Annotated in this window: 14 protein-coding genes and 1 riboswitch; of the genes, 5 read left to right on the top strand and 9 right to left on the bottom strand. The window is 45.9% G+C overall.

Annotated features, from left to right (window positions below):
* Positions 1-13: 13 nt before the first annotated feature.
* The 3 genes from AF333_RS08435 to AF333_RS08425 are packed head-to-tail and all read right to left on the bottom strand — an operon-like array spanning position 14 to position 2347.
* A complete protein-coding gene (locus AF333_RS08435; protein ID WP_200894940.1) occupies positions 14-310 on the bottom strand; it encodes a ferredoxin family protein in 297 nt (98 codons plus the stop codon).
* Positions 310-1209 (bottom strand): hypothetical protein, encoded by a 900-nt coding sequence (locus AF333_RS08430; protein ID WP_074715060.1) that lies wholly within the window; start codon positions 1207-1209, stop codon positions 310-312. Before AF333_RS08430 ends, AF333_RS08435 begins: the two co-directional genes overlap by 1 nt.
* Positions 1166-2347: a rhomboid family protein gene (locus AF333_RS08425; protein ID WP_052520331.1), complete on the bottom strand. Its 1182-nt coding sequence runs from the start codon at positions 2345-2347 to the stop codon at positions 1166-1168. The genes AF333_RS08430 and AF333_RS08425 overlap by 44 nt, the downstream gene beginning before the upstream one ends.
* 47 nt (positions 2348-2394) lie before the next feature.
* Between AF333_RS08425 and AF333_RS08420 the strand changes: the two genes are divergently transcribed.
* Together AF333_RS08420 and AF333_RS08415 are read left to right on the top strand one after the other, a co-directional pair.
* The gene (locus AF333_RS08420; protein ID WP_235496256.1) at positions 2395-3117 is read left to right on the top strand and encodes an ABC transporter ATP-binding protein; all 723 of its coding nucleotides are present in this window, start codon (positions 2395-2397) and stop codon (positions 3115-3117) included.
* Positions 3114-3866 (top strand): ABC transporter permease, encoded by a 753-nt coding sequence (locus tag AF333_RS08415; RefSeq protein WP_043066688.1) that lies wholly within the window; start codon positions 3114-3116, stop codon positions 3864-3866. The genes AF333_RS08420 and AF333_RS08415 overlap by 4 nt, the downstream gene beginning before the upstream one ends.
* Positions 3867-3913: 47 nt before the next feature.
* Here the strand turns inward: AF333_RS08415 and AF333_RS08410 are convergent, their stop codons facing one another.
* Positions 3914-4243 carry a hypothetical protein gene (locus AF333_RS08410; RefSeq protein WP_043066689.1) on the bottom strand — a complete coding sequence of 110 codons (330 nt, stop codon included), beginning with the start codon at positions 4241-4243 and terminating at the stop codon, positions 3914-3916.
* Positions 4244-4406: 163 nt separating this feature from the next.
* Between AF333_RS08410 and AF333_RS08405 the strand changes: the two genes are divergently transcribed.
* Positions 4407-4901 carry an acyl-CoA thioesterase gene (locus AF333_RS08405; RefSeq protein ID WP_407638634.1) on the top strand — a complete coding sequence of 165 codons (495 nt, stop codon included), beginning with the start codon at positions 4407-4409 and terminating at the stop codon, positions 4899-4901.
* 51 nt (positions 4902-4952) lie between these two features.
* On the opposite strand, the gene AF333_RS08400 is transcribed toward AF333_RS08405, so the two are convergent.
* From AF333_RS08400 to AF333_RS08390, 3 genes are all read right to left on the bottom strand, one after another.
* Positions 4953-5528 (bottom strand): class I SAM-dependent methyltransferase, encoded by a 576-nt coding sequence (locus AF333_RS08400; protein ID WP_235497013.1) that lies wholly within the window; start codon positions 5526-5528, stop codon positions 4953-4955.
* A gap of 70 nt (positions 5529-5598) precedes the next feature.
* Complete coding sequence (locus tag AF333_RS08395; RefSeq protein ID WP_235355899.1) at positions 5599-7272, bottom strand: methyl-accepting chemotaxis protein; 1674 nt, start codon at positions 7270-7272, stop codon at positions 5599-5601.
* A gap of 101 nt (positions 7273-7373) precedes the next feature.
* Positions 7374-7751, bottom strand: a complete 378-nt coding sequence (locus AF333_RS08390; protein WP_043066690.1) for a helix-turn-helix transcriptional regulator — start codon at positions 7749-7751, stop codon at positions 7374-7376.
* Positions 7752-8046: 295 nt separating this feature from the next.
* On the opposite strand from AF333_RS08390, the gene AF333_RS08385 reads away from it, so the two are divergent.
* Positions 8047-8418, top strand: a complete 372-nt coding sequence (locus tag AF333_RS08385) for a DUF4349 domain-containing protein (RefSeq protein WP_052520328.1) — start codon at positions 8047-8049, stop codon at positions 8416-8418.
* A gap of 40 nt (positions 8419-8458) precedes the next feature.
* On the opposite strand, the gene thiD is transcribed toward AF333_RS08385, so the two are convergent.
* The gene (gene thiD / locus AF333_RS08380) at positions 8459-9262 is read right to left on the bottom strand and encodes a bifunctional hydroxymethylpyrimidine kinase/phosphomethylpyrimidine kinase (RefSeq protein WP_043066691.1); all 804 of its coding nucleotides are present in this window, start codon (positions 9260-9262) and stop codon (positions 8459-8461) included.
* Between the two features lie 134 nt (positions 9263-9396).
* Positions 9397-9496, bottom strand: a riboswitch (TPP riboswitch).
* Positions 9497-9684: 188 nt separating this feature from the next.
* On the opposite strand from thiD, the gene AF333_RS08375 reads away from it, so the two are divergent.
* Positions 9685-10650: a 3'-5' exonuclease gene (locus AF333_RS08375; protein WP_235496245.1), complete on the top strand. Its 966-nt coding sequence runs from the start codon at positions 9685-9687 to the stop codon at positions 10648-10650.
* Positions 10651-10834: 184 nt separating this feature from the next.
* Here the strand turns inward: AF333_RS08375 and acsA are convergent, their stop codons facing one another.
* The gene (gene acsA, locus AF333_RS08370) at positions 10835-12556 is read right to left on the bottom strand and encodes an acetate--CoA ligase (RefSeq protein WP_043066692.1); all 1722 of its coding nucleotides are present in this window, start codon (positions 12554-12556) and stop codon (positions 10835-10837) included.
* Between the last annotated feature and the right edge of the window lie 128 nt (positions 12557-12684).

Genomic DNA, 12684 nt, shown 5'->3' with positions numbered 1-12684 from the left:
AAAGGGGGAAGGCTTATCCATGTTTTATCACGACTCCGGTACCACCCGGAGGATACCGCCAGTCAATATTGCCATATGGGCAACCCATCACTGAAGCTCCGCATTCCACGCACCGCTCCTGATCAATAGCTATCTGGTTATCCCACCATTGATACACCTGTGTTGGACAGAAATACGTACAGGGCTTATTAACACAACGATTCAAGCAAATCGCAGGATCGTAAATGTCAATGAAAGCCTCTGTAACCGGTATGCGCTGCACCTGATCCATCGGCGCCATGTCGGTTCTTGTTACTCCAAACTTCTCCATCATAGCACCTCCCAATGTCTCAGCGCCTGCCATACGTCTTCGAACGACTTAAGCGGTAATTGAATTTGTTTAAGTTCCTGATAAATTTTCTTCATCTTATCTTCTTCCGTACTCATGCCTACATGAAAAAATTCCGAGCCGAATTCGTTCATCGCACGGCTAATGAGATAATCGCTGTCCTGATATTTTGCAACGTACTTATCCGTTCCTCTTTTTTTCTTTATATCCGCTATGAAAAAGCTTTGGTTAATTTTCCAACCGTAGGTGGCCAAGATCTTCTGGCTAAAATCCCCCTTGGCATGTGCCTGAAGAATGGTTTCGCCTGCCATCTTTCCCGATAACATTGCCAGATCCGTACCACGACGTCCACTGACCATTGTAGCGGCATCTCCCGCAATTAGAAGATGGTGGTCATACAGTTGGGGGATCATTTTGAAGCCGCCCTTCGGTATCATATGTGCGGCATACTCAATCGGCTCGGCATCTTTCAATAGGCGCTGGATTAACGGGTGGCGTTTGGTTCGTTCGAGCAACTCATACGGGCTCATACGCTTTTCCGCCAACTGATCCAAAAAGCCGCCTGTGATGAGTGCGAGGGTTTCTTTTCCTGTCCAGATGCCCGCTTTACCGATAACACCGGCAGTCGGGTATCCCGTAAACGCATATATTGCCCCCTCATTCCCTTCCAAATGGAACCGTTCCTCCAAAACGGCACGAGGCAGGCGAAACACCTGCTTGGCGTACAGCTTGACCGTTTCCGCTGGAATATCCGTACGCAACCCTGCCTGTTTCGTCAGAAAAGAATTAATACCTTCACATAGAATGTTTGCTTTTCCGGAAGAAATTATTCTCTTCCTACAATCCCCCCGTCCGCAAGCCCCACCAGAACAGAAGAACAAGAAGTGTGAGTGCCCCTATTCTTATGCCGATGCGCGGTCCATGCTTTGGCATTCCCACAAGCGCCGAGGCAAGAAAGCCTCCCACCAGACCGCCCAGATGAGCATAGTTATCAATGATACCGGGAGATAGAAATCCGATGACTAAGTTAATGCCCAATACAACCAGAATATTGGTACCCAGGGTCTGGAAGAACAATTCCTTGTTCTGTGTACCGAAATACAACATGGCTCCAAACAAGCCAAAAATCGCACCGGATGCACCGGCAGAAATGTTTTCGGAAAATGCAAAGCTGCCGACTACGCCGCTAATTCCGGATATCATATAGACAAGAAAAAACCGTACTGAACCGTAAATTTGCTCGGTTAGTGTACCTAACGAGTACAGTGCAACACCGTTGAAAAGGATATGCATAAAGCCAATATGTAAAAACATCGGCGTCACGAACCGCCACCATTCTCCCGCAAGAATGAGAGGATTGAATTTAGCTCCGAACAACAGCAGCACACGGGGGTCCTGACTGCCGCCGCTCAACTCCATCAGAATAAATATAGCAATAATAATGGCAAGAAATGCGTAGGTAAAGCGCGGTTTTCCGTAAAAAAATGTTGAACGCACTTCACGCTCCCGCTCCATCTCCACCTGTTCGATGCTGCGCATCCAATGAGAAGCGGGCGGCTCTTCGTCTCCATATGGTGTGTCGTCGAACAATTGCGGTGACACAACTTCGGTTCCTCTTTCCTTGCGATTCCGTATAATCCATTGTCCCTCTGTAAAATCATATCCTGCCAAATCGAGTGAAACCTGCTGTTCGTGTATACCTTCTTCCTGTTGCAAGGCATCGCGCATGCTTTCTGTTACTGGCTCGTAGCATACATACACAATCTGCCCCTCAATCGCTCTAGCGCGGAGCTGTCTACGAATATCATCCATGCGCCCAGCACCTTCACGCAGATCATATCCCATCGTAGCGCCCCACAGGAAATTTGCCAGCCGCAGCTGGACATAACGTAGCTCCCTTCCCTTCCGACTCAGCAGCTCAATATTCTCTCCCCCGGAACCTACCACTGTGTATTCTTCTTCTGTCACAAGGCGATATGCCACTCTCCATATATACTGCTGTGCTAACGTAATATCCAAACGATTCTTCCTTTCTACGGAATTTACATATAATATACTATACGTACGTGAAATATGAAAAACTATACGATACACGAAGGGGAGATCGTCACGCTATGGGGAGCGAATCTATGCTTGCACTCCAATGCATCTCAAAGTCATATCGAACGCCGCATCATCGATCCACACCGCTAAAAGATGTTACCGCCAATGTGGAGAATGGGGCTTTCATTACGATCACAGGCCCGTCCGGCACAGGAAAAAGTACGCTGTTCCGCCTTTTGACCCGCTTAGAGGAACCGGATGAAGGCCAAATCTTTTATTTAGGCAGGCCGCTATCTGAATGGCATCCGCCTGAGCTACGCCAAAAGCTTCATTATGTCTTCCAGGCCCCCGTCTTGTTTCCCGGCACAGTGGCCGATAATTTGTCATATCCTGCAAAGCTTAAGGGAGACACACTGCTAGCGGAAGAGATGGAAGATTTGTTGCTGCGGGTTTCACTTCCTCAAGACTACGTATCACGTCGTATCGAGGAATTATCTGGTGGGGAAAAACAGCGTGTAAACATTGCGCGCTCCTTATCGCTTACCCCGGATGTTCTTCTACTTGATGAACCGACATCCGCCCTCGATGAGAAGAGCGCCAAACACATTGAGAACGAAATTAAAGCTTATCATGAGGCAGGACACACAGTATTGTGGATTACCCACTCCCCCGAACAGGCGAAACGCCTGGGGAGCATTCTATGGCGCCTAAAAGACGGATGCTTAGAGACGGAGCTTACCCCATGAGCACACTTGCCACCGTCATGACCGTCGGCTTCGTATTTATCGCTATGCTTTTATCGCTTCTCCTGAAATTGAGGCTAGAGCGCGATATGCTCATTGGTACAATACGTGCCATCGTGCAGCTCGTCGCGATTGGATATGTGCTCGAATTCGTATTTTCGAGTAGCCATCCTATGTTTATCGCGTGCATATTATTAACAATGCTTCTGGTCGCGTCCCAGAATTCCGCTAAACGCGGAAAAGGCATTCCGTATGTGTTTATCCGTGTATTCTTTACTATCACAGTCGTTGCTGCGGGTACGCTAGGGATGATGCTCGCATTCGGCATGCTACAGTGGAAGCCACAACCTGTCATTCCAATCAGCGGTATGGTAATTGGTAACTGCATGATCGTCTCTTCTCTTCTGCTGAATCAGATGAAGGAGAGAGCTTCATCCATGCGGGAAGAGATCCTTGTCGCGCTGTCCTTGGGTGCTACCAGTCGACAGGCTAGTGAACGGCTTATTCGAGAGGCGATACGTGCGGGCATGATTCCAATTATTGATGCGTTGAAAACCGTTGGGCTCGTCCAGCTTCCCGGCATGATGACCGGACTTATTATTGCAGGAACCAGTCCGATCGAAGCCGTTCGCTATCAGTTGCTTATTATGTTCTCATATACTGCCGCATCAGCCATGACAAGCATTATCCTTGGCTTTCTTGTGTATCCTACACTGTTTACGCGGACTCATCAATACATAGGCTGGAAATAAGAAGAACGAGCATAGAAGGCCCGTTCTTCCTTACATTCTATTCACGATTAACAACAGCTAGAACTTTCGCGCTTTTTGCCTTTAGCCACCGGCTGATTCGGAGCGGCTGGGTAGACAGGAGCTACCGGCGGATAGGGGTAAGGTACCGCTGGCGAAACCGGTCCCATGCTGTACATTTTATCATGGCCTTTTTTGCAATAGTATTCATACATTTTTTTATGGTAACAATAACGCTTATAATATTTTTTGTAGTATTTCTTATGACCTACATGCTTGTGACACTTGTACTCATAATACTGCATCTTCTCGACGTGGTAATGATATTTGACCACGTCTACGTCCATTGACTGAACTACGCCCGGGTGATGATAATGCATGTGTAACGTCCTCCATTCGTTATCAATTTATTTATCAATCTGCTACACTGTATTCACCTATGGGACGTTAGGACACGACACCTGCCCATGGCTGGTAAATTAGGTGCATACCTATACCTATACCTATATCTACTTGAATTTTTGACACTTGAGGTGACTTCCTTTGAATGGAAAAAAAACAAGCGAATCACGTACGACTATGACTGATATCGTGCTCCCGCCTGATACGAATTATCATGGAACAATTTTCGGCGGAAATGTTATGGCTTATATCGATAAAGTTGCAAGTATTACTGCTATGCGCCATTGTCGCAGACAAGTGGTAACCGCATCAAGCGATAGCCTTGATTTCCTTGCTCCTATCCGTACCGGAGAAGCCATCTGCCTCGAAGGGTACGTATCATGGACTCATCACACATCCATGGAAGTATACGTAAAGGTCGAGGCAGAAAATCTGTTAACAGGCGAACGGCGCCTGACTTCGCAGGCATACCTAACATTCGTGGCACTTGACGAAAACGATAAACCAACGCCTGTTCCTCCTGTGCTTCCCGAAACGGAAGAAGAACGCTGGAATTATAAAACCGCATCTGAACGCTTCGAAATCCGCAGTCGACGTCGGGAGCTCACAAAAGAACGCCTAAAAAAAAGAAAATAGCCGCGGTTTTCCGCGGCTATTTTATGTATGCACCAAGTATTATAGATGGAATTATTGCTTAATAGCATATAAGCTTAGGTACGGCTCTTCCTCGCCCCCCGTATTCGCCCGGTCAAAAATCCGGAATCCGTGCAAGCGCAGGATATTCTGTATTTCATCTTCCTTATACAACTGGTTGAAAATATTATCGATGACAACATCACCTTCGCCAAGCCGGTATGAAGAGAAGAAAACACCACCTGGCTTTAGCACCCGGTATACTTCATCCAGCGCTTTATGCAAATCTTCTTCCGTTAAGTAAATCAGCGAGGCGTTGGCCCACACTCCGTCGTACAGTTCATCCCCGGTCGGAATATGCCGAAAATCCCCCTGAATAAACTCAACGTCTTGTACTTTCTGCTTGGCCTGCTCAAGCATTACCTCACTGATGTCCAAACCCTGTACATGCAGATCATAACGCTTTAGTCTAAGCGCGTCATGTCCTACCCCGCATCCGAGATCGAGCACACTGTTGCCGCCCAAAAGCATTTGAAACCCAGGAATAAACTGCATAGTCAACTCTCGGTGACGCCACTTTCCTCCTGTCTCGTTTGCCAGTTTGTCAAAAGAAGCACGATTGCGATCCACATAATCCAATTCTTTCACCTCCCGCCCCTTTTTTCTCATTCTAGCTAATTAAGGAGCGGAATGCTACACGCTATGAGATTTTAAACCGGCTGACATGTGTTTGCAGTTCCTCTGCCATCTTGGCCAGCATCTCTGATGCGGCATTGATTTCCTCCATCGTGGCGGTTTGTTCCTCAGATGCTGCCGCCACTTCCTGTGTATCGGCTGCAGCAATAGATGCAAGACGCGATATTTCATCTCCCTGGCGTACGATACGTTCTGTTCCTTCAGAGATCGTTTTGGAAGAAGTGGTCACAAGCTCGATTTGTTTATTCAAATCGGCAATCGCTTTAAGAATGCTAGAGAATGATTGCCCCGCCTCTTCCACTACGCTACGACCTTCCGATACGGCTTTACTACTCTCTCCCATCGAAGTAACAGCAGTACCGATTTTTGCGTGAATATCAGAGATAAGCGTCGCAATTTCCCCTGCTGATTTGCCCGATTGCTCGGCCAGCTTGCGAATTTCTTGAGCGACTACCGCGAAGCTTTTTCCTTGCTCCCCGGCACGCGCCGCTTCAATCGCTGCATTTAGTGCGAGCAGGTTGGTCTGTTCACTAATTTCGTGAATGGTACCGATAATCCCTTTAATTGCCTCCGAACGGTTCCCCAATTCACGAATTTGCACTTCTGTATTACTGACTTTCTCAGAAATATCATTCATTTCCCAGATTACTTTCTTCAGAGAACTCTCACCTGTATGTGCATATTTTACTACCGTTGATGAGTCGTGCTTGACAGCATGAATTTTATCAGCGATTGATTGAATATTACTACTCATCTCGTGCAGCGCCTCAGTTGTCATACGTACGCTTTCCATCTGTCCTTCCGACCCGGAGGCAATCTCCTGCGATGCCTCTGAAATTTGTTCCGATGCGCGTGTACTTTCATTGGCACTGGCTGTCAACTGCTCGGAAGAGGCTGCCACCTGCTCCGAGACTTCATGTACCTGGCGCAGCATATTTCTGAATTCGCCAATCATCTCATTAAACATATGGGTTAGTTGTCCCACTTCATCTTTGGAGCCAGGTGTGACCTGTACAGTAACATCCCCAGCCTCCGCTTTTTCCATAGCCTGTACAAGTTCTTTCATCGGTTTTGTCAATATGTGTACGATTACATATCCAATAATAATGGCAAGCAATGAAGAAACAAGACTGATAATGAACATTTGGTTACGAATAAACAAGAGCGGTTTCATCATATCCTTTAAATAGCTGCCGATAACCAGTTCCCATCCATTCGATAACTGCAAGAATGAAGCGACTTTCTCTTCTCCCTTCCAGGGGTATGTAATGTATCCGGTTTTCTCTTTAATAATTTCCTGGGCGAACGACTCATTCGCGAGGCTTGTGCCTATCATTTGCGGATCAGGATGGTACAATACCTTTCCCTGATCATCCATAATATAAGCATATCCACTTAATCCGTTAGCCCTGTAGTAACTTGTCTCTACATCATCCACTAGCGCTTTTATTTTTTCTGACATGGCTGCATCTACTTCTTTGTCTTTTGTATAAGCAGCAATTTCTTCTGCCTTAATCTTAGTAATATACTTCAAATCCTGCACGGTCATATCATAGACGCTATCGTAAGCAGAATGATAACTTAAAAATCCTGAAGCCATTAACGGAATAAGGGTGATAAACAAAATGGTTGCTGTTAATTTTAATTTAATCGACATATTATTTATTTTTTGAAACAATACATACTCCCCCTTTAGGCACATTACATATTGCTTATATCTTATATGGTAATCTAGTTACTTTCCATACTTTTTCCTAACTTTTATAACAATTTACTTTTTTATTTATTTTTGTCTGTCGAAAGAAAAAGGAGACGCTCATACATAGTAAAAAAGCGGTCCAATGTATATTGATATTTCTCCAGAGTTTGCGACCAGGCTTCTAAATACTCGGTTCCGGCGCTTGTAATGGAATACATACGCTTCGGCGGACCTCCGCTCGATACTTCCCAATGGGATTGCACAAGCTTTTCGCTTTCCAATTGACGCAAGATCCGGTAGACATAACCGGGATCGATAGAAGAAAAACCGAACTCTACCAACTCCTGAATAATTTGATACCCGTAATTGCTCATCCTTCGGAGCAAAAGCAGCACACAGGGGATAAGCAAATTTTTCGGTGCGCCGTAAGCATGAACCTTATCCTTCCCGTTCCCCATATATACTTCTCCTCCCTTTCATATCCTAATATACAAGTGGCACATAAACCTTCCACGACAGCAAAGCTGCATGGCGTATCTCACATACCTAATGAGGAGGCTGGCTATGTTTTCCAACCTCCTCTCTTCTTCTCTAAAATATCAACAAGCATGTGGATATAATTCACTATACGAGTGTATATCGCTAAAAATGCATATATATAATAGTTTTTAATTTTTTCACAATTTTCGTTTGTATATTCTTCTCTCTCCACGTAATATAAGAAGGAGGGATTAAAACACAGGAGGGATTCGCATGACATCCAATCAAACGTTTGACCCGGTACAGATGTGGAAAAGCTGGTACGATTTGGTTGAGAAAACATGGGGAAAGTCACTGGATGATTTTGTGAAAACATCTGAATACTCAGCTATGGTCGGCGAATATCAGAAATGGTTTTTTTATTCCCAAGATCAATATAAGAGATGGATGGAGCAATTCCTTAACGAGAATAACATGCCGAGCAAAGAAGAGATTGCCCGTGTGGCACAGCTAGTCATTCAATTGGAAGAAAAAGTAGAAAAGCTAGATGAACGATTGGATGATGAGATTATAGCGAAATTGGACGAGATTAAAGCAACGCTGGGGAAACCAGCAAGAGGCCCTGCCAGAAAAGCAAGCACATAAAGTAAAACAGGCGTGGGAATCCGTCCCCCGCCTGTTTTTTTTAAGGATTTTCCTTCCGATAGGCCCAATGATTGGTCGGACCATGACCATGACCGATACCGAGTGGATTACTAATAGCAGCTGTAATGAAGCGTTTCGCTTGTTCTACTGCTGTATGTACCGTTTTACCGGTTGCAAGCCCTGAGGCAATCGCTGCCGCAAACGTACATCCTGTACCGTGTGTATGCTGCGTGTGAAACCGAGCTGAAGATAATTCAATAAACTCTCGACCATCATACAACAAATCGGTTGCCATATCTTCTTCACTATGCCCGCCTTTCACTACAACATTCTGCGCGCCCCAATCATGAAGCATGCGCGCTGCTTCCTCTATCTGCTCTCTCGTCTTGATTTCCTTCATTCCAGTCAAGACTTCTGCTTCCGGCAGATTCGGTGTAACGACAGTTGCAAGCGGGAGCAGATGCTCCTTTACCGCCTCCACGGCTTCCTGTAATAAGAGTGGAGCTCCTCCTTTGGCAATCATAACCGGATCAAGCACATAATTGCGTACGTTATGCTCTTTTAGCTTGTGCGCAACCATTTCAATAATATTACTATCAAACAGCATCCCTGTCTTTACTGCGTCACACCCAATGTCCGTCAGCACGGCGTCAATTTGCTGAGCAATAAACTCCGGTGGTATCGCATATACGCCATGTACGCCCTGCGTATTTTGTGCAGTAAGTGCAGTAAGAACAGACATTCCATATACGCCAAGCTCCTGAAACGTTTTTAAATCAGCCTGAATACCCGCACCGCCCCCACTATCAGAACCGGCTATTGTTAACGCTCTGCTTACTTCCATTAATAAGCACCTCTCTTCGGCCGCGACGGTGGAAGTCTTCAACCGCCTGTGTCGCTACTGCCTGTTATAATTATTAAAAAACGCCACCCCAAGTGGAGTGGCGCTCACTGTCCATATGCGAAGGCCGATTATACGGCAGCATCCATCCACTTCCCTCCGCCGGTACAAACCGGATCAGGTTCTAAGGGTCGAAGCAAGCGCTCCTCTCAGCACAAAGCACCCCTAGTGGTTACGTTTTCTTTTCATCGTACTGTTCAAACCTGAGAACGTCAAGAAATAAAACGTAATCAAAATTTTCTAAAAAGTATATCCTCCAGAATGGTCCTATGGTATGATAAAAATCGATAACACTTGTAATAAAACGGTCCTTAAGCTTTACTCTACGACAATGAACGAGAATAGATTCATTATATACATCTAATTTGATAAATCGACAAGTTTTTATAGTAGGAGGTAAGAAAAGAAGGAAGGGCGGTGGGCGGGAGCGGTCGGAAAAACACACGCTGGCCTTTCTCATGTCGGATCGCAGGGCGCATCCAACCTCTTCTTTTTTCCGAATCTCCTCCTTCCAACCACACTCCCCTGTCAAACTATCAAGTGTAATTTATATAGAAAAGGATGTGAACACGATGTACTCTTTTCCACTAGGCAAATACATCAAACACATCACGACGAATTGGTATAAGGAAAAGCCTGTTCTTGACCCACAGTTAATTAAAGAAATACAGTGTATGACTGAAACAGTACGAGAGCAAGCTTATCCGGACCGCCATCTGCGTAACATGCGGTTTATTATATTTGATACAGAAACGACTGGATTCCATCCATATGCAGGAGATGAAATTATCTCCATCGGGGCGGTTATAATCGAAAACGGCCAAATACAAGAAAACAATTTTTTTCATGAATACATTTGCCCCACAGTCTCCATTCCGCCCGTCGTCACAAAGCTTACCGGCATTACAGATAATGATGTACAAAATGCACCGCCACCGCTTCCAGTGCTGCACAAATTTCTACACTTTATCGGTGAGAACTATCTGGTGGCGCACTGTGCTGATTTCGATATGAACTTTCTAAATAGCAAGCTAAAAAAACTATGCAAGACTAAACTGTATAACCCAGTCATTGACACGATGACCCTTGCGTATCACCTGCTTCCGACAAATAAATCATACGGACTTGACATGCTGCTTAAGCAGCATGAAATTAAGGTAGAAGGCCGCCATACTGCACTTGGTGATGCAGTAATGACAGCCGATCTGTATGTAAGATTCATCGAAGAACTAGAAAGACGAGGCATCCACACGCTCCACTCTTTGGAAAGTTACATTAAATCCATGCACTTGCTACGTCGACGTACAGAGTCCGGTTATGCTTCGTTGTAGAGGATGTTCAAAAAGTCCGGGAAACAGAACTGCGAATTTCTGCGTTGCGTTGCCCCTCCGCTGCTCAGGTTTACCGCGCCTTGAGCTTCATGGCTCTGTTTGTTTTCCTTTTTGAACAGGTTCCTATAGCGCAACCATTAAGAAAAGACGAGAAGCATACGTTCTCGCCTTTTCTTTTTACTTTTTAATCTTCCATAGTTGATAAGTCGCCTGTCGGCAGACCGAGTTCCCACGCTTTTAGCACGCGGCGCATAATCTTGCCGGAACGCGTCTTTGGCAGCTTATCACGAAATTCAATTTGATGTGGCGCCGCATGTGCAGCTAAACGCTCTTTTACGAATTTACGGATATCCTCTTTTAGTTCATCGCTCGCCCCATATCCTGTGCGAAGTGTGATAAACGCTTTAATAATCTCGCCGCGCACTGGATCAGGAACACCGATAACGCCAGCCTCGGCTACTGCCGGATGTTCCACGAGCTTGCTCTCGACCTCAAAGGGACCTACCCGCTCCCCGGATGTATTAATCACATCATCCACTCGGCCCTCAAACCAGAAATATCCGTCTTCATCCACATAGGCCGAGTCACCAGACATATACCATCCGGTCATGAAATACTCTTCATATTTGGACGGGTTATTCCAAATCTGGCGCATCATCGCTGGCCATGGCGGCATAATCGCCAAATTCCCCATCGTATTCGGCGGTAACTCGTTGCCCTCGTCATCCACGATCGCCATCTTAATACCCGGAAGTGGCTTGCCCATCGAACCTGGGCGAATCGGCATAGAACGATAGTTAGCACAAATCGTCGATCCAGTCTCCGTCATCCACCAGTTATCATGAATACGGTGTCCAATCACATCCAATCCCCAGCGGATGACTTCCGGATTCAACGGTTCTCCCGCCGAAAGAACATGACGTAAATTAGATAAATCAAACCGCTTCGGCAACTCGTCTCCTTCTCCCATCAACATGCGAAACGCTGTGGGAGCACTAAACCACACATTAACTTTGTATTTCTCAAGCGTAGCGTACCAATCTGCCGGCTTGAAGCGCCCACCTCGCAACACGACGGTTACACCATTTAACCATGGCGCCCACATGCCCGCAGACGTTCCGGTTACCCAACCAGGGTCAGCCGTGCACCAGTAAATATCGCCTTCACGCAGGTCATACACCCACTTGCCAGACAAATATTGATGAATCATCGCATCATGAACTTGATAAACGCCCTTCGGCTTGCCAGTGGACCCTGAAGTGTAATGCAGGAGCATACCGGATTCCCGCTCTACCCACTCGATCGTGTACTCATGAGGGCTTTCCATTATTTCTTGATATAGCACTTGATTGTCAGCCGTCTTCTCATCGGCACCAACCAAAATCACATGTTTTAATTCCGGAAGCTCGTCCACAGGAATGCGATGCAAAAGAGGTGGTGTAGTAACAACTGCTACCGCTCCACTGTCAAGCAAACGGTCACGCACAGCGTCTTCCATGAAAGCTTCAAACAGCGGGCCCGCAATTGCGCCGATACGCACAATTCCTAGCAATGCAATAAAAAGCTCTGGACTACGCGGCATAAAAATAAAGACCCGATCCCCTCGTTTGATTCCTTTCGCCTTCAAGCCGTTGGCAAACTGACAAGATAGCTTTTGAAGTTGTACGTACGCATAGTGTTCATCCCGCTCTCCATCGGTGTAGAACAATGCCGCCTTATCGCCATTGCCGTTCTCCACATGCCGGTCAATCGCTTCATAGACAATGTTGACTTTTCCCGTTTCGTACCATGAAAAATTCTTCTCTACTTCTTTCCAGTCCATGGTATGGGTCGCTCCCGCATAATCTTTTAGATTTGCGGTGTCATCAAGCATCATAATGTCTTGCGGTCTTTCTTTTGTGGCCATGGTTCCAACCCCCATCCTAAGGTTATTTCAGCCCTTTCGCAGAGCTTTTTTACTGTAGGATAACTTTTTGTTATACAACAACTGTACTATAGCTATTCGACAAAAAAAAGCGTTTACCTTCAAAAAAT

The organism is Aneurinibacillus migulanus, from assembly GCF_001274715.1.
In the GTDB taxonomy this organism is placed as follows: domain Bacteria; phylum Bacillota; class Bacilli; order Aneurinibacillales; family Aneurinibacillaceae; genus Aneurinibacillus; species Aneurinibacillus migulanus.
The sequence above is the reverse complement of the archived record's forward strand: the minus strand, read 5'-3'. Positions and strand labels throughout refer to the sequence as shown.